The 18341-nt window shown below is 58.7% G+C and carries 13 protein-coding genes; 8 read left to right on the top strand and 5 right to left on the bottom strand.

All coding sequences use genetic code 11. The features are described from left to right. Window positions 1–1665 (bottom strand): glutathione ABC transporter ATP-binding protein GsiA (gene gsiA, locus CKK19_RS22320; protein ID WP_225455227.1); only part of this gene is annotated, 1665 nt, incomplete at its 3' end. Between the two features lie 11 nt (window positions 1666–1676). Next, entirely contained in the window at window positions 1677–2615 is a 939-nt protein-coding gene (gene iaaA, locus CKK19_RS22315; protein WP_023299667.1) for a beta-aspartyl-peptidase, read from the bottom strand. 189 nt (window positions 2616–2804) lie between these two features. On the opposite strand from iaaA, the gene moeA reads away from it, so the two are divergent. Further along, window positions 2805–4037: a molybdopterin molybdotransferase MoeA gene (gene moeA / locus CKK19_RS22310; RefSeq protein ID WP_023305756.1), complete on the top strand. Its 1233-nt coding sequence runs from the start codon at window positions 2805–2807 to the stop codon at window positions 4035–4037. Between the two features lies 1 nt (window position 4038). Further along, the gene (gene moeB / locus CKK19_RS22305) at window positions 4039–4791 is read left to right on the top strand and encodes a molybdopterin-synthase adenylyltransferase MoeB (protein WP_063138198.1); all 753 of its coding nucleotides are present in this window, start codon (window positions 4039–4041) and stop codon (window positions 4789–4791) included. Window positions 4792–4889: 98 nt separating this feature from the next. Here moeB and fsa read toward each other — a convergent pair whose 3' ends face one another. Beyond that, window positions 4890–5552, bottom strand: coding sequence for a fructose-6-phosphate aldolase (fsa, locus tag CKK19_RS22300; RefSeq protein WP_063854217.1), 663 nt, complete (start codon window positions 5550–5552; stop codon window positions 4890–4892). A 126-nt stretch (window positions 5553–5678) separates the two neighbouring features. On the opposite strand from fsa, the gene CKK19_RS22295 reads away from it, so the two are divergent. The 4 genes from CKK19_RS22295 (at window position 5679) to CKK19_RS22280 (ending at window position 11405) form a co-directional block, all read left to right on the top strand. After that, the gene (locus tag CKK19_RS22295; protein ID WP_063854216.1) at window positions 5679–6578 is read left to right on the top strand and encodes a glycyl-radical enzyme activating protein; all 900 of its coding nucleotides are present in this window, start codon (window positions 5679–5681) and stop codon (window positions 6576–6578) included. 4 nt (window positions 6579–6582) lie between these two features. Continuing rightward, window positions 6583–9015 carry a formate C-acetyltransferase/glycerol dehydratase family glycyl radical enzyme gene (locus tag CKK19_RS22290; protein ID WP_063854215.1) on the top strand — a complete coding sequence of 811 codons (2433 nt, stop codon included), beginning with the start codon at window positions 6583–6585 and terminating at the stop codon, window positions 9013–9015. 166 nt (window positions 9016–9181) lie between these two features. Next, a complete protein-coding gene (locus CKK19_RS22285) occupies window positions 9182–9997 on the top strand; it encodes a Cof-type HAD-IIB family hydrolase (protein ID WP_032624595.1) in 816 nt (271 codons plus the stop codon). Between the two features lie 151 nt (window positions 9998–10148). Then, window positions 10149–11405: a DUF1479 domain-containing protein gene (locus CKK19_RS22280; protein WP_022647538.1), complete on the top strand. Its 1257-nt coding sequence runs from the start codon at window positions 10149–10151 to the stop codon at window positions 11403–11405. Here CKK19_RS22280 and CKK19_RS22275 read toward each other — a convergent pair. After that, the gene (locus CKK19_RS22275; RefSeq protein ID WP_032676354.1) at window positions 11402–12475 is read right to left on the bottom strand and encodes a LacI family DNA-binding transcriptional regulator; all 1074 of its coding nucleotides are present in this window, start codon (window positions 12473–12475) and stop codon (window positions 11402–11404) included. The genes CKK19_RS22280 and CKK19_RS22275 overlap by 4 nt on opposite strands. Window positions 12476–12760: 285 nt before the next feature. On the opposite strand from CKK19_RS22275, the gene CKK19_RS22270 reads away from it, so the two are divergent. Next, a complete protein-coding gene (locus CKK19_RS22270; RefSeq protein ID WP_023299659.1) occupies window positions 12761–14062 on the top strand; it encodes an MFS transporter in 1302 nt (433 codons plus the stop codon). Window positions 14063–14079: 17 nt separating this feature from the next. Further along, the gene (locus CKK19_RS22265; RefSeq protein ID WP_063854214.1) at window positions 14080–16443 is read left to right on the top strand and encodes a TIM-barrel domain-containing protein; all 2364 of its coding nucleotides are present in this window, start codon (window positions 14080–14082) and stop codon (window positions 16441–16443) included. An 86-nt stretch (window positions 16444–16529) separates the two neighbouring features. Here CKK19_RS22265 and CKK19_RS22260 read toward each other — a convergent pair whose 3' ends face one another. Further along, a complete protein-coding gene (locus CKK19_RS22260; RefSeq protein ID WP_022647534.1) occupies window positions 16530–18125 on the bottom strand; it encodes an ABC-F family ATPase in 1596 nt (531 codons plus the stop codon). Between the last annotated feature and the right edge of the window lie 216 nt (window positions 18126–18341).

Below are 18341 nucleotides of genomic sequence, written 5' to 3'. Positions count from 1 at the left end.
ACTTTCGGGGTTCACTTCACGACGGGGGCCAATTTCAACAATTTGCCCCATGTACATCACCGCCACGCGATGGCTGATCCGCTCAACCACCGCCATATCGTGAGAGATAAACAGAAACGCAATGCCCAAATCCCGCTGTAAATCGAGCAGGAGATTGATGATTTGCGCGCGGATGGAGACATCCAGCGCTGACACGGACTCATCCGCAATCACCACTTTCGGATTCAGGGCCAATGCCCGGGCTATGCAGATACGCTGTCGCTGACCGCCAGAAAATTCGTGCGGATAACGCCAGGCATGCTCCGGCTTCAGGCCCACGCGCTCCAGCAGCCATGCGACGCGGCGCTGCGCGGCTTCACCGTCGAGCAGGTTATGCACCCGCAGCGGCTCCATAATCGAGTACCCCACCGTATGGCGCGGATCGAGCGACGCATAAGGATCCTGGAATATAAACTGAATATCCCGGCGCACCGCCTGCAAGTTACTGTTAGGGAGCGTGTCGATGCGCTCACCGTTGAAGGTGATGCTCCCCTCCTGCGACTCAACCAGCCTGAGCAGCGCCCGCCCGGTGGTGGATTTACCGCAGCCGGACTCCCCCACCAGCGCCAGCGTTTCGCCCGGCCAGAGATCAAAACTGACGTATTCAACCGCATGCACTTCGCGCTTCACGCGGTTAAGGATCCCGCTGCGCAGCGGGAAACGGGTCACCAGTTCACGCACTTCAAGGATCGGCCTGCCGGAAACCACCGTGTTCTGCTCGGTTTCGTCTTCCTGCTGGCCCTGTTCGGTCTGAGAGAACAGCGGAAAACGGCGCGGAAAATCACTGCCATTCATGGCGCCCAGACGCGGGACCGCCGCCAGCAGTGCTTTAGTATAAGGATGCACCGGCGTATGAAAGACCTGCTCCACCGAGCCGGTTTCCACGGCATTGCCCTGATGCATAACCAGCACCCGATCGGCAATATCCGCCACCACCCCCATATCGTGGGTGATGAAAATCACCCCCATCTCCATCTCCTGCTGCAACACCTTAATCAGTTGCAGGATCTGGGCCTGAATGGTGACATCCAGCGCCGTGGTGGGTTCGTCCGCAATGAGCACCGCCGGACGGCACGACAGCGCCATCGCAATCATCACCCGCTGGCGCATGCCACCGGAAAGCTGATGCGGATAGCGGGACAAAATCGCGTGCGCCTCAGGGATACGTACCAGCTCCAGCATCCGTTTAGCTTCGTTGAGCGCCTCATCACCGCTCAATCCCTGATGCAGGCGGATAGATTCGGCAATCTGCTCGCCCACCGGGAAGACCGGGTTCAGGGAGGTCATCGGCTCCTGAAAAATCATCGCAATATCCGCCCCGCGCACCCCCTGCATCCGGGACGCGCTCAGCTCGTTGAGATCGATAACCTGACGGTTGCGACGGCGCAACAGCATCCGCTCGCTGGTGACCTGCCCGCCCGTCTGCTCAAGCAGACGCATCAGCGCCAGCGCGGTAACCGATTTACCGGATCCGGACTCGCCGACAATCGCCAGCGTCTCGCCGCGCCTGAGCGAAAACGATAAATTCTGTACTGCAGGGATGAACTGCCGCTCTTCCTGAAAGGCAATATTCAGTTGGTGGACAGCCAGCACTTCGCAGTTGTCCAGCTCTTCACTGTGCGGCACGCAATGCCCCCTTATTCACGATAAATGCCTGTGCTGGGCGCATCGCCGGCATACCCCCACGCCCGGTACATCCCTTCACTGTTGAACGGCAGCGCCACGTTGCCCTCCCGATCCACCGCGATTAAGCCACCTTCTCCGCCCAGGGCTGGCAGTTTCTCCATTACCACCCGCTCGCAGGCCTCACTCAGGCTTAATCCGCCGTAATCCATTAGCGCGGTAATGTCGTAGGCCGCCAGCGCGCGGATAAACACTTCGCCGGTTCCGGTGCATGACACCGCCGCCGTGGCGTTATTAGCGTAACACCCGGCCCCCGGCAGCGGACTGTCGCCGACGCGTCCGGGAAGCTTGTTGGTCATACCGCCTGTCGACGTCGCGGCGGCGAGGTTACCGGCTTTATCCAGCGCCACCGCGCCTACCGTGCCCATTTTGCTGCGTTCATCGAGCGGCGCGGCATGGTCCAGCTGCGTCATCCCCGCTGTACGGGCCTCCAGCAACTGCCGGTAACGCTCCTCGGTGGAAAAAAGATCGGGCGAGACCGTATCCATCCCGTGCTCGACGGCAAATTTCTCCGCCCCCGCCCCGGTCAGCAGCACATGCGGGCTTTGATCCATCACCAGACGCGCGGCCAGCACGGGATTGCGCAGTCGGCTGACGCCCGCCACCGCCCCCGCTTTCAGGGTGATACCGTCCATCACGCAGGCATCCAGTTCATGCGTTTCATCGCGCGTAAAGACCGAGCCAATACCGGCATTAAACAGCGGACACTCCTCCAGCAGGCGCACCGCTTCGGTCACCACGTCCAGCGCGCTTTCGCCCGCTTCCAGCATGCGCTGGCCTGTTTCCACAATGGCGTTCAGCGCATCAATATAACGCTTCTCCTGCTCGGGACTGAGCTGTGCACGGGTGATTGCCCCGGCACCGCCATGAATTGCGATAACCGCTTTACTCATTTCGCATCACCCATCAGCCTGGCTGGCTGCTTTTTCTATAAATATCATTATCGTCGACGAATCTTCAGATGATTTTTGAATATAGAAAGACGCAACTGTGATGTAAAGCTTACACCCATCGGGTCATACAGTTAGCCGCACTTTTCTGCCATAATGAGCGCTTTCGTTGTTACTCCGCAGGAGCCCACCATGGATTTTACCGCCGGACTGATGCCGCTTGAGACGGCACTCTCGCAGATGCTTGATCGTATTACTCCCCTGCACGACGTTGAGACGCTGCCGCTTGTGCGCTGTTTTGGCCGTATTGCCGCGCGCGATATCGTCTCGCCGCTGAACGTTCCGGGGTTCGATAACGCGGCGATGGACGGCTATGCCGTACGTCTGGCGGATTTGCAAACGGGTCAGCCGCTGCCGGTGGCAGGTAAAGCCTTTGCCGGGCAGCCGTTCAACGGTGAGTGGCCAGCGGGCACCTGCGTGCGCATTATGACCGGCGCGCCGGTGCCAAAGGGCTGTGAAGCCGTGGTGATGCAGGAAGAGACCGAACTAACGGACGACGGCGTGCGTTTTACCGCCAGCGTCAAAGCGGGACAGAATATCCGCCACATCGGGGAAGACATTACCCTCGGCGCAACGGTCTTTGCCGCCGGGCAAAAACTGACGGTCGCCGAACTGCCGGTGCTGGCATCGCTTGGCATCGCGGAGATTGACGTTGTCCGCAAGGTACGCGTGGCGGTGTTCTCCACGGGAGACGAGCTACAGCTTCCGGGTCAGCCGCTGAACGAGGGGCAGATTTACGACACCAACCGTCTGGCGGTGCACCTGATGCTTGAGCAACTGGGCTGCGAGGTGATTAACCTCGGCATCATTCCTGACGATCCGGAGAAACTGCGCACGGCATTTATCGACGCGGACGCCTCTGCCGACGTGGTGATCAGCTCTGGCGGCGTATCGGTTGGCGAAGCGGATTACACCAAAACCCTGCTTGAAGAGCTGGGTGAAATCGCCTTCTGGAAGCTGGCGATTAAACCGGGCAAACCGTTCGCGTTTGGCAAACTTCCGCACAGCTGGTTCTGTGGCCTGCCGGGTAACCCGGTCTCTGCCGCGCTGACCTTCTACCAGCTGGTGATCCCGCTGCTGGCGAAGCTTTCAGGCAACAATGCCGACCCGCTGCCGGAACGTGTGCGCGTGCGGGCGGCAACGCGCCTCAAAAAATCTCCGGGCCGTCTCGATTTCCAGCGCGGCATTCTGGCGCGCAACGCCGATGGCGAGCTGGAGGTGAGCACCACCGGGCATCAGGGTTCGCACATCTTTAGCTCCTTCAGCCAGGGTAACTGCTTTATCGTGCTGGAGCGCGATCGCGGCCACGTTGAGGCGGGCGAATGGGTTGAAGTGGAACGCTTTAACCACCTGTTCGGAGGCTGACATGACGGTGGAACTGAGCGACCCGGAGATGATGCGCTACAACCGCCAGATCGTGCTGCGCGGGTTTGATTTCGAGGGTCAGGAAGCGCTCAAGGCGGCCAGCGTGCTGGTTGTCGGCCTTGGCGGGCTGGGCTGCGCGGCGGCGCAATACCTGGCTGCGGCGGGCGTCGGCCGCATGACGCTGCTGGATTTCGATACCGTGTCGGTGTCGAACCTGCAACGCCAGACGCTCCACAGCGACGCGACGGTTGGTCAGCCGAAAGTGGAATCTGCGCGCACGGCGCTGGCGCGAATTAACCCCAACGTTCAGTTCACCCTGATTGACGCGATGCTGGATGACGACGCCCTGTTTGCGCAGATTGCACGGCATGACCTGGTGCTGGACTGCACCGATAACGTCGCCATTCGCAACCAGCTCAATGCGGGCTGCTTTGCCCATAAAACGCCGCTAATTTCCGGCGCGGCCATCCGCATGGAGGGTCAAATCAGCGTTTTCACCTACGCTGAGGGAGAGCCCTGCTACCGCTGCCTGAGCCGTCTGTTTGGCGAGAATGCGCTGACCTGCGTCGAGGCGGGCGTGATGGCGCCGCTGGTTGGGGTTATCGGTTCCTTGCAGGCGATGGAGGCGATTAAGGTGCTGGCGCATTACGGCACGCCCGCAGCGGGCAAAATCGTGATATATGACGCGATGACCTGTCAGTTCCGCGAGATGAAGCTGATGCGTAATCCGGGGTGTGAGGTGTGCGGAGGTTAAACCCTGCTGCGGCCTGATGCCCTCACCCCGGCCCTCTCCCACAGGGAGAGGGAGAAAATCGTAGGCCGGGTAAGCGTCAGCGCCACCCGGCAACAGCATCAAATAGACGTCCGCCCAAACGCCCCCTGCCAGTCCTGCTCAAACTTCACAATTGCCGCATCTACTGCCGGAGAGGTAATAAACTGCTGCGCCACGTCCAGCGGCAGCGTGATGGACTCGCACCCTGCCAGCAGGCAGTCCAGCGCCTGGCGCGGCGTTTTAAAGCTCGCGGCGAGCACCTTTGACTGCGGTGCGTGCAGCGTCAGCAATTGTTGCAGTTCAATCACGGTCTGGATCCCGTCCCCGCCCTGCACGTCCACGCGGTTCACGTAAGGGGCCACATACTCAGCACCCGCCAGCGCGGAGAGCATCCCCTGCGCTGCGCCGTATACCGCGGTACCCAGCGTCGGGATCCCTTCTGCTTTCAGCATTTTGATCGCCGCCAGCCCTTCAGCGGTCACGGGCACTTTCACCACCAGGTCATTGATTATCGCGCGCAGCTTACGTGCGTCTTCCACCATCCCCTCGGCGGTCTTCGCCATCACCTGAGCGAACAGCCGGCCCTTGCCGCCCAGCGCGTCGTGCAGCGCGGGCAGCAACTCTTCCAGGGGGGTTTTACCCGCCGCCACAATGCTTGGGTTAGTGGTCACGCCCGCCAGCGGGAAGATACGCGCCAGCTTTTTGACTGCCGCAACGTCGGATGTGTCGAGATAAAGTTCCATGATGTCACCTCAAAATTAGCCTGCATTTACCCTATCACGAGAAAACCTGCTCATGAATTGACCCATATCAAGATAACTTTCATTCGAAAGTAATTTAATCTTCATATGTAATCAGAGGGCAAAAAAATGATCTTCAACATACAGCGTTACTCCACCCACGACGGCCCCGGTATTCGAACCGTGGTGTTCCTGAAAGGCTGCTCGCTGGGCTGTCGCTGGTGCCAGAACCCGGAAAGCCGCTCCCGCACGCGGGACGTCCTGTTTGACGCCCGTCTGTGTCTGGACGGCTGTGACCTGTGTCAGCAGGCCGCGCCAGGGTGTGTTGAACGTGCGCTGAACGGGTTGATCATCCATCGTGAAAAATTAAGTGAAAAGACGCTCACTGCCCTCACCGACTGCTGCCCGACGCAGGCGCTTACCGTCTGCGGTGAAGAGAAGCAGGTGGAGGAGATTATGGCCACCGTGCTGCGCGACAAGCCCTTCTACGACCGCAGCGGCGGCGGGATCACCCTTTCCGGCGGCGAGCCGTTTATGAATCCTGACCTGGCGCACGCCCTGTTTAAAGCCAGCCATGAACAAGGCATTCATACCGCGGTTGAAACCTGCCTTCACGTACCCTGGCATTATATCGAGCCTTCACTGCCGTATGTCGATCTGTTCCTGGCGGACCTGAAACATGTCGACGGCGAGGTGTTCAAGCAGTGGACCGATGGCTCTGCTAAGCGGATCCTGGACAACCTGAAGCGCCTGGCTACCGTCGGGAAGAAGATCACCATCCGCGTGCCGCTGATCCAGGGCTTTAACGCCGATGAAGCGTCGGTTACCGGCATTACCAACTTCGCCGCCGATGAACTCGGCGTCGATGATATTCATTTTCTGCCGTATCACACGCTGGGCATGAACAAATACACCCTGCTCGGCCAACCCTACTCTGCCCCTGACAAACCGCTGGATAACCCTGCCCTGCTGGACTTCGCGCAGCAGTATGCCTGCCAGAAAGGGTTAACCGCGACCTTACGAGGATAAACTTATGACCACCCTGAATCTCAACACCCTCAGCGAGCGCATCAAGGCGCACAAAACGGCTCTGGTGCATATCGTTAAGCCGCCGGTCTGTACCGAACGCGCGCAGCACTATACCGAAATGTATCAGCAGCATCTGGACAAGCCGATCCCGGTACGTCGCGCGCTGGCCCTTGCCCACCACCTGGCAAAACATACCATCTGGATCAAGCACGACGAGCTGATTATCGGTAACCAGGCCAGCGAAGTGCGTGCCGCGCCGATCTTCCCGGAATATACCGTCTCCTGGATTGAGAAAGAGATTGACGATCTGGCGGACCGTCCAGGTGCAGGCTTTGCGGTGAGCGAAGAGAATAAACGCGTTCTTCATGAACTCTGCCCGTGGTGGCGCGGCCAGACGGTACAGGATCGCTGCTACGGTATGTTTACCGACGAGCAGAAGGGCCTGCTGGAAACCGGCATCATCAAAGCGGAAGGTAACATGACCTCCGGTGACGCACACCTGGCGGTGAATTTCCCGCTGGTGCTGGAGAAAGGGCTCGACGGCCTGCGCGCGAAAGTAGCCGAGCGCCGCTCGCGCATCAACCTGACGGTACTGGACGATCTGCACGGCGATCAGTTCCTGAAAGCCATTGATATCGTGCTGGAAGCCGTAAGCCTGCACATCAGGCGCTTCGCCGATCTGGCACGTGAGATGGCCGCCAGCGAAACCCGCGACAGCCGCCGCGACGAGCTGCTGGCGATGGCGGAAAACTGCGACATCATCGCCCACCAGCCGCCAAAAACCTTCTGGCAGGCGCTACAGCTGTGCTACTTCATTCAGTTGATCCTGCAAATTGAGTCCAACGGTCACTCCGTCTCCTTTGCCCGTATGGACCAGTACCTCTACCCGTACTATCGCCGCGACGTGGAGCTGGACCAGAGCCTGGATCGCGAGCACGCCATCGAGCTGCTGCACAGCTGCTGGCTGAAGCTGCTGGAAGTGAACAAAATCCGCTCCGGCTCGCACTCCAAAGCCTCTGCGGGCAGCCCGCTGTATCAGAACGTCACCATTGGCGGCCAGAAGCTGGTCAACGGCGAGCCAATGGACGCGGTCAACCCGCTCTCCTACGCAATTCTGGAATCCTGCGGCCGTCTGCGCTCCACCCAGCCAAACCTGAGCGTGCGTTACCACGCGGGGATGAGCAACGACTTCCTCGACGCCTGCGTGCAGGTGATCCGCTGCGGCTTCGGGATGCCGGCGTTTAACAACGATGAAATCGTCATCCCGGAATTTATCAAGCTCGGCGTGGAACGAGAGGACGCGTATGACTATGCGGCGATTGGCTGCATCGAAACCGCCGTCGGCGGAAAGTGGGGCTATCGCTGCACCGGCATGAGCTTTATCAACTTCGCCCGCGTGATGCTGGCAGCGGTGGAAGGCGGTCGCGATGCCACCAGCGGCCAGGTATTCCTGCCGCAGGAAAAAGCGCTTTCGGCCGGTAATTTCGGCAATTTCGACGAAGTGATGGCGGCGTGGGATAACCAGATCCGCTACTACACCCGCAAATCTATTGAAATCGAGTACGTGGTGGACACCATGCTGGAAGAGAACGTCCACGATATTCTCTGCTCGGCGCTGGTGGACGACTGCATCGAACGCGCGAAAAGCATTAAGCAGGGCGGCGCGAAGTATGACTGGGTTTCCGGCCTTCAGGTGGGGATCGCCAACCTCGGTAACAGCCTGGCCGCGGTGAAGAAGCTGGTGTTTGACCAGGGCGTTATCGGTCAGCAACAGCTGGCGGCGGCGCTGGCGGATGACTTCGAGGGGCTGACCCACGAGCAGCTGCGCCAGCGCCTGATCAACGGCGCGCCGAAGTACGGCAACGACGACGACAGCGTGGACCTGCTGCTGACCCGTGCCTACGAAACCTACATTGAAGAGCTGAAGCAGTATCACAACCCACGCTACGGCCGTGGCCCGATTGGGGGTAACTACTACGCGGGCACGTCGTCTATCTCCGCAAACGTGCCGTTTGGCGCAGCAACCATGGCGACGCCGGACGGACGTAAAGCGCACACCCCGCTGGCGGAAGGGGCAAGCCCGGCCTCCGGTACCGACCACCTCGGCCCGACGGCGGTGATTGGCTCCGTGGGTAAACTGCCGACGGAAGCGATCCTCGGCGGCGTGCTGCTTAACCAGAAGCTGAACCCGTCGACGCTGGAAAACGACAGCGATCGCCAGAAGCTGATGGTGCTGCTGCGCACCTTCTTCGAGGTGCATAAAGGCTGGCATATTCAGTACAACATTGTCTCGCGCGAAACGCTGCTGGAAGCGAAGAAACACCCTGATCAGTATCGTGACCTGGTGGTGCGCGTCGCGGGTTACTCGGCGTTCTTTACCGCCCTGTCACCTGATGCGCAGGACGATATTATTGCCCGTACCGAGCATACACTGTAAAAAAACGCCCGGTGGCGCTTCGCTTACCGGGCCTATATTGTCTCCCCGTAGGCCGGGTAAGGCGAAGCCGCCACCCGGCTTTCTGACTTTCATTCGAAATTAAATTTGTGCTCCCCGTCACCTTGTTATTAGAATGTTTCAAAACGCAGTGACCCAGGAGCACAGTATGACCGTAAAAGTTATCGTCACCGATATGGACGGAACTTTCCTTGATGATGCCAAGCAGTACGATCGTGACCGCTTCCAGGCACAGTTTGAGCAGCTTAAAGCCCGTAACATCGAATTTGTTGTCGCCAGCGGCAACCAGTATTACCAGCTCATCTCCTTTTTCCCGGAGCTGAAAGATCAGATCTCCTTCGTCGCGGAAAACGGCGCGCTGGTGTTCGACCACGGCGAACAGATTTTCCACGGTGAGCTAACGCGTCATGAGTCGCAGATCGTCATTGGCGAGTTGCTGAAAGACAAAGGGCTGAACTTTGTGGCCTGCGGGCTGGAGAGCGCGTACGTCAGCGATAAGGCTCCAGAAGCGTTCGTGAAGCTGATGTCGAAACACTACCATCGCTTAAAACCCATCAGCGATTACCGCGACATTGACGACGTGCTGTTTAAATTCTCCCTGAACCTGCCGGACAGCGATATCCCGAACCTGGTCGATAAACTGCATGTCTCCCTGGACGGCATCATGAAGCCGGTTACCAGCGGCTTCGGTTTTGTCGATTTGATTATCCCGGGCCTGCACAAAGCCAACGGCATCAGTCGTCTGCTGAAACGCTGGAAAGTCTCCCCGCAGGCGTGCGTGGGCATTGGCGACAGCGGAAACGATGCGGAAATGCTGAAGCTGGTGAAATATTCATTTGCGATGGGCAATGCGGCGGAAAGCATTCAAGCGGTCAGCCGTTACACTACCGACGATAACAACCATCAGGGCGCGCTGAATGTGATTCAGGCCGTGCTCGACGCCCACTCCCCGTTCGACGTCTGATCCCCTACCTGCCGGAGCCTCACTCCGGCCCCTTCACTCTTTTTCCATCCTGTGGCGCCCGTCAAGGTTTTAAACTTGCATTAACTTATTTTTAACTTAAAGTATCACTTGTAGACACTTTTACTTTCGAATGAAAGATGCGGAGGCAGTTATGACCTTTACCAGCGAAACGTTGCCAGCGGACCACAAAGCGGCAATTCGTCAGATGAAACGCGCGCTACGGGCCCAGATCGGTGACGTGCAGGCAGTGTTCGACCGGCTTAGCGACAAAATCGCCGCACGCGTGGCGGAAATTAACGCCCTTAAAAATAAAGGTGAATCCGTATGGCCGGTAATCCCCTTTACGGATGTGAAAAACGGTACGATCACCGCCGAACAGCGCGAAGCGGTTAAACGTCGCGGCTGCGCGGTGATCAAAAGCCACTTCCCGCGCGAGCAGGCGCTGGCATGGGATCAATCGATGCTCGACTACCTCGATCTGAATAAGTTTGACGAGGTTTACAAAGGACCCGGCGATAACTTCTTCGGCACCTTAACGGCCTCTCGCCCGGAGATTTATCCGATCTACTGGTCTCAGGCGCAAATGCAGGCGCGCCAGAGTGAAGAGATGGCACAGGTACAGTCGTTCCTGAACCGTTTATGGACATTTGAGAGCAACGGTAAGCAGTGGTTCGACCCGGACGTGAGCGTAATTTATCCGGACCGCATTCGCCGCCGCCCACCAGGAACAACCTCGAAAGGACTTGGCGCACACACCGATTCCGGCGCGCTGGAGCGCTGGCTGCTGCCCGCTTATCAGCAGGTCTTTGCCCGCGTGTTTGACGGCAACGTTGAGAAATACGATCCGTGGAATGCTGCGCACCGTACCGAGGTGGAAGAGTACACGGTGGATAACACCACCAAATGCTCCGTGTTCCGCACCTTCCAGGGCTGGACGGCACTGTCGGACATGATCCCCGGCCAGGGGCTGCTGCACGTGGTGCCGATCCCGGAAGCGATGGCTTACATTCTGCTGCGTCCGCTGCTGGACGACGTGCCGGAAGACGAACTGTGCGGCGTGGCGCCGGGGCGCGTGCTGCCGATTTCTGAGAAGTGGCATCCGCTGCTCATCGAAGCGTTGACCAGCATTCCTGCGCTGGAAGCCGGTGATTCTGTCTGGTGGCACTGCGATGTGATCCACTCGGTCGCGCCGGTGGAAAACCAACAGGGCTGGGGCAACGTGATGTATATTCCTGCCGCGCCGATGTGCGAGAAAAACCTCGCCTACGCGAAAAAGGTCAAGGAAGCGCTGGAAACCGGCGCGTCACCGGGAGATTTCCCGCGCGAGGATTATGAGAAAAGCTGGCAGGACCGTTTCACCGTGAACGATCTGAACATCCACGGCAAGCGCGCGCTGGGCATGGCTTAACTGTCGTAAAGCCCTTCCCGCTCAACGGCGGTGCGTCGTTTTCCCTGACGTATCCGCCGTACCGATTCCCGCACGGCCAGCGTGCCGTTCAGCAGCAATGTTCCGACCGGCGCGTCCGGGCGCATCAGCCGCTGCTGGAGCATATATACCGCTTCTGTTCCCAGCTCATCGCGCGGGACATGCACCGCCGTCAGAGGCACATCCTGAATCGCCGCGAGATTAAAGCCGTCGATGCTCATCACCGAGACATCCTGCGGCACGCGCAGACCGTGTTTTTGCAGGGCGCTGATGGTCCCCGCCGCCATAAAGTCGCCGCCCACCAGGAACGCCGTCGGCAGATCTTTCCCTTTTTGCTGGTGAAGCCACTCACTCACCAGCTGCTCCGTCTCTTTGGCGCTGAAGCTTGGCACCATCAGCAGATCGCGCCGGTCGCTAAACCTGAGGTTATGGCCGTGCCACGCGTCGCGGATCCCCGACAGGCGCAGCTCCATGGTATAGCGACGTAAACACAGCACATTCATCACCTCCCGGTGCCCCATCTCGAACAGGTACTCCGCCGCCCGCTCGCCAATGGCGCGGTGATCCGGCGCGACGGCGGGCAGGCGCATGTGGCGGTCCCGGCAGTTAATCAGCATGCAGGGTTTGCCCACGTCTACCGCCAGATCGTGGATATGCGGATCGTCGATACCGAGGAGGATCGCCGCCTGGGTGTCCACTTCGTTCATGCGGGCCAGAAACAGCTGGGCGTCGCTGTCGTTCTCCTCCAGCGCACAGTAACGCAGGCGAACCTCGTGCGAGGCCAGCCCTTTGCTCACGCTCTGGATGACACGGTAGTAAAAGATGTCAGACCGCTCGTCAAACGCCCGCTGCGGGGCAAACACCATCAGGCTGTTAAGCAGCAGACGCCCCGCCGCCATGCCCTCTATTACCCCCAGCTCCCGCGCGCATGCCAGCACCGTTGCCCGTGCTTTTTCGCTGGTGTTTGCCTTCCCCGCCAGCACGCGGGAAACGGTGCTGATGGAGAGCCGGGTACGGGCGGCGATTTCGGTGATTTTAAGCCTTTTATCCATTTTGTGATCTGGCTCCGGATGTGAAATGAAAAAATTTTCACAACATCTTTATCAGGTAATAACTTGCGAGAAGGCCATAATGCCGAAAATTAAACCTCGGTTATGAGAAAGTTTGCACAAAATCCACTATTTCCTGCTCAATTTCTCTCTTAAGGTGAACCTGTCACACAACTTCCATACTAGTTGTATAGCAGCTTAGCACTCTAAAACAGATAACTTTCAAACGCCTGACGCTGTGTGACACCTGAACCTTTGTCCCTTACCGTCCGTCTTGTGGAGAAGAAAATGAGTCAGGACATCAACAACACCGTTGCGACAAGCAAAACCCGTCGCGTCATTAAGAATCTGCGCTGGTACGTACTGGTGCTGTTTCTTCTTGGCGTGACCGTAAACTACATCACCCGTAACTCGTTAGGTATTCTCGCCCCCGAGCTGAAAGAGAGCCTCGGCATCACCACCGAGCAATACTCGTGGATCGTCGGCGCGTTCCAGATCGCCTATACCATTTTCCAGCCCCTTTGCGGCTGGCTGATTGACGTTATCGGCCTCAAGATTGGCTTTATGGTCTGCGCCGGGATTTGGGCGCTGATGTGTATCTTCCACGCAGGTGCCGGGAGCTGGCTGCATCTCGCGATCCTGCGCTTCTTTATGGGCGCGTCCGAAGCCGCCGCCACGCCAGCGAACGCCAAAACCATCGGTGAATGGTTCCCGAAATCAGAGCGTCCTGTTGCCGCCGGTTGGGCGGGCGTGGGCTTCTCCATCGGTGCGATGCTGGCTCCGCCAATCATTTACTTCGCTCATGCGTCGTTCGGCTGGCAGGGTGCGTTTATGTTTACCGGCGTGCTGGCGCTGCTGTGGGTGATCCTATGGTGGATCTTCTATCACAACCCGGAGCAGCACCCGAACCTGAGCCGCGACGAGCTGGCGTTTATCAAACAGGATAACGAACCCGCACCGGTCAGGCTGCCCTTTCTGACCGCGCTGAAAACCGTCTCGAAGAACAAACGGTTCTACGGTATCGCCATTCCGGCCTTTATGGCGGAACCCGCCTGGGCTGTGCTGAGCTTCTGGGTGCCGCTGTACCTCGCCAAAGAGCACGGCATGGATTTGAAACAGATCGCGATGTTCGCCTGGCTGCCGTTCCTCGCCGCCGACCTCGGCAGCGTGGCGAGCGGCTACCTCACCCGGCTTTATACCCGCTGGTTCGGCTGCACCCGCGTCAACTCGGTGGTGGCAAGTTCAGTGACCGGCGCGTTTCTGATGATTTCTCTGGCCGTTGTGGCCGTGACCCGCGACCCGTATATCACCATCGTGCTGATCTCCATCGGCGGTTTCGGCCACCAGATTATCTCCTGCATGCTGAGCGCGCTGGTCGTGGAGTCGTTCGACAAGGGCCAGATGGCGACGGTTAACGGCATGCGCGGCTCGGCGGCGTGGATCGCCAGCTTCCTGTTCTCCCTTTTGATTGGGGTGACCGCCGACAAAATCGGCTTCAACCCGCTCTTTATCGCCATGGGCTTCTTTGACCTGATTGGCGCTTTCTTCCTGGTGGCATTTATTGCTGAACGTCGCGCCAAGCGCGCCTGATAGTGGATGTATTGCATATGAAAACCCTGAAAAACTGGACCATCGATACGCAGTCAGCGAATCATCTGGAACTGCTGGTGGATAACCAGCACCGTCTGTGCCTGTATGTGCTGGAAGAGAATCTGTTCCGCGTGCTGATCAAGCGTAAAGGCCAGCTGGCGCTGGACCGCACCTGGAGCATCGCGCCGGAACAAGACGTACCGTGGGAAGGCCGCCGTCGTGACGATGTCAGCGGCTTCACCTGCCCGGCCTGGACGCTGACGCAGCAGGGCGATGCGTTAACCGTAGCGACCGAACAGCTGCGCGTCACCGTCCACCAGCCCCTGTGGCTGGAGTGGCACTACCGCAATGAGGCGGGCGAGTGGCAGCCGTTGGTCAATGACCGCCCGACCAGCGCCTACCTGCTGAACGCCCACGGTGACGGCGTGGCGCACTATCTCAGCCGCCGTAAGGATGAACGTTTTTACGGTCTGGGTGAGAAAGCGGGTGATTTACAGCGCAACGGCAAACGCTATGAGATGCGTAACCTGGACGCGATGGGCTATAACGCCGCCAGCACCGATCCGCTTTACAAGCACATCCCGTTCACCCTCACCCGTCGCGATGACGTGAGCTACGGCCTGTTCTACGATAACCTGAGCAGCTGCTGGCTGGATCTGGGTAACGAGATCGACAACTATCACACCGCCTACCGCCGCTGGCAGGCGGAAGCGGGCGATATTGACTACTACCTCTTCACCGGCAAGCGCGTGCTGGACGTGACGAAAGCCTTCGTGCGCCTGACGGGGAAAACGCTGTTCGGACCGAAGTGGAGCCTGGGCTACAGCGGCTCGACTATGCACTACACCGACGCGCCGGACGCCCAGGATCAGCTGATGAACTTCATCCGCCTGTGCGATGAGCATGCCATTCCGTGCGACTCGTTCCAGCTCTCCTCCGGCTATACCTCGATTAACGGCAAGCGCTACGTCTTTAACTGGAACTACGACAAAGTGCCGCAGCCGAAGGTGATGAGCCAGGCGTTCCACGACGCGGGGCTGCGGCTTGCGGCAAACATCAAGCCGTGCCTGTTGCAGGATCATCCCCGCTACGGCGAAGTGGCGGAACGCGGCCTGTTCATTCGCGATTCAGAAACCGATGCGCCTGAACGTTCCAGCTTCTGGGATGACGAAGGATCGCATCTCGACTTCACCAACCCGCAGACGGTGCAGTGGTGGCAGAACGGCGTGACCACGCAGTTGCTGGAAATGGGCATCGACTCCACCTGGAACGACAACAACGAGTATGAAGTGTGGGACGGGGAAGCGCGCTGCTATGGCTTCGGCCAGGAGATCGCCATCAAGCATATTCGCCCGGTGATGCCGCTGCTGATGATGCGCGCCTCGCTGGAAGCACAGCAGCGCTTTGCGCCGGATAAACGTCCGTATCTGATCTCCCGCTCTGGCTGTGCCGGAATGCAGCGCTACGTTCAGACCTGGAGCGGCGACAACCGTACCAACTGGGACACCCTGCGCTACAACATCCGCATGGGCCTGGGCATGAGCCTGTCCGGACTGTTCAACGTCGGTCACGACGTCGGCGGTTTCTCCGGCGACAAGCCGGATGCCGAGCTGTTCGTGCGCTGGGTACAGAACGGCGTGATGCATCCGCGCTTTACCATCCACTCGTGGAATGACGATCGCACCGTGAACGAACCGTGGATGTACCCGGGCGTGACCCCTGCGATTCGCAGCGCCATTGAACTGCGCTATCGCCTGCTGCCGTATCTCTACACCCTGCTCTGGCAGGCGCACGCCGACGACGAGCCGATGCTGCGCCCGACCTTCCTCGATCATGAGCACGATGCGCAGACCTTTGAAGAGTGCGACGACTTCCTGCTGGGCCGTGACCTGCTGGTGGCCAGCGTCGTCGAAGCCGGGCAGCGCGAGCGCCGCGTCTGGCTGCCGGATAACGAAACCGGCTGGTACGATTTTTACACCCACGCGTGGTATGCGGGCGGGCAATCGATCGTCCTTGATGCGCCGCTGGAAAAGCTGCCGCTTCTGGTGCGCGCAGGGGCCGGTTTGCCGCTCAGCGAACGCATCCGTCACGTGAGCGCCGATAAAGACGATACCCGTGAGCTAAAACTGTTCCCGGTGAAAGGCGTCGGCACCACCTCCGGGCTGCTGTTTGAGGATGACGGCGAAAGCTGGGGCTACCTGAACGGCAATGCGCTGTGGGTGGAATGGGAGATGGTGTGCGACGGCGCAAGTATCAACCTGAAGGTGAATGCGCGCGGCGACTATCGTCCGGCATGGAAGGCACTGAAGGTGTCATTACCGACGGGGGAAAAACGTACGCTGCGGGTGAACGGGGTTGAAGGGGGCGAGTGGGTGGTTTAGTGCGGCCTGACGCCCTCACCCTCTCCCACAGGGAGAGGGGATAGAACGTAGGCCGGGTAAGGCGAAGCCGCCACCCGGCTATTTTTTTAACTCTCGATACCTTTACTGCGCAGGTAATCTTCGTAGTTACCGGTGAAGTCCACCACGCGCTCTGGCGTGATTTCGATCACGCGGGTCGCCAGGGAGCTGACGAACTCACGGTCGTGAGAGACGAAGATCAGGGTGCCCTGATACATCTCCAGCGCCATGTTCAGGGATTCGATCGATTCCATATCCAGGTGGTTGGTTGGTTCGTCCATCACCAGGATATTCGGTTTTTCCATCATCAGCTTGCCGAACAGCATACGGCCCTTTTCACCACCGGAGAGCACTTTGGCGGGCTTTTTGATGTCGTCCTGGCTGAACAGCAGACGCCCCAGAATGCTGCGTACCGCCTGCTCGTCGTCGCCTTCCTGCTTCCACTGGCTCATCCAGTCGAAGACGGTCAGATCGTTTTCGAACTCATATTCATGGTCCTGCGCGTAGTAACCAATCTGCGCGTTTTCAGACCATTTCACGGTACCGTTATCCGGTTGCATTTCGCCCACCAGAGTTTTCAGCATAGTGGATTTACCCACGCCGTTGGCACCCAGGATAGCAATCTTCTCGCCCACTTCCAGCAGCAGGTTGAAGTTTTTGAACAGCGGGCCTTCATCGAAGCCTTTGGTGAGGGCTTCCACTTCCAGCGCGTTACGGAACAGCTTCTTGTCCTGCTCGAAGCGAATGAACGGGTTCTGACGGCTGGAGGCTTTTACCTCTTCCAGCTTGATTTTGTCGATCTGACGGGCACGCGACGTTGCCTGGCGCGATTTAGAGGCGTTAGCGCTGAAGCGGCTCACGAAGGATTGCAGGTCCGCAATCTGCGCTTTCTTCTTGGCGTTGTCGGCAAGCAGACGTTCACGCGCCTGGGTTGCCGCCGTCATGTACTCATCGTAGTTGCCCGGATAAACGCGCAGCTCGCCGTAATCCAGATCCGCCATGTGGGTACACACCATGTTCAGGAAGTGACGGTCGTGCGAGATGATGATCATGGTGCTGTCGCGATCGTTCAGGGTCTGCTCCAGCCAGCGGATGGTATCGATGTCCAGGTTGTTGGTCGGTTCGTCGAGCAGCAGGATGTCTGGATTAGAGAACAGCGCCTGCGCCAGCAGCACACGCAGCTTCCAGCCTGGTGCAACTTCGCTCATCGGACCATAATGCTGTTCAACAGGAATGCCGACGCCCAGAAGCAGTTCGCCCGCACGCGCTTCCGCAGAATAACCGTCCATTTCGCCGTACTGCGTTTCCAGGTCGGCCACTTTGTAACCGTCTTCTTCGCTCATCTCAGCGAGACCGTAGATACGATCGCGCTCCTGCTTCACTTCCCACAGCTCCGCATGCCCCATGATCACGGTGTCGAGCACGGTGAACTCTTCGAAGGCGAACTGATCCTGACGCAGCTTACCGATACGCTCGTTCGGGTCGAGCGACACGTTGCCCAGCGTCGGCTCCAGGTCACCGCCGAGGATCTTCATAAAGGTGGATTTTCCGCTACCGTTGGCACCAATCAGGCCGTAACGGTTGCCGCCGCCAAATTTGACGGAAATATTTTCGAACAGCGGCTTACTGCCAAACTGCATAGTGACGTTGCTGGTAACTAACACGGAGAGATTCCTGCGAAAAGTGTGATAAACGCGGCATTATGCCACAATTCCGAATTGAGATCCTGTGTTGCGGTAATCCACTAAACTTTAACAAAATCGAAAAAAATGTGATTTCGTACACATCTGAATTCCCAGTTAACGGGAATGCACATATAATGCGCTCCCATTACAGATTCAGACTTCTCAACTCATCGCCAGAATGGCTTAGATACCTCG

The sequence above is a fragment of the Enterobacter sp. CCUG 70166 genome (assembly GCF_020224095.1).
Taxonomy (GTDB): Bacteria; Pseudomonadota; Gammaproteobacteria; order Enterobacterales; family Enterobacteriaceae; genus Enterobacter; species Enterobacter intestinihominis.
This window is presented reverse-complemented; position numbering and strand designations above follow the sequence as displayed.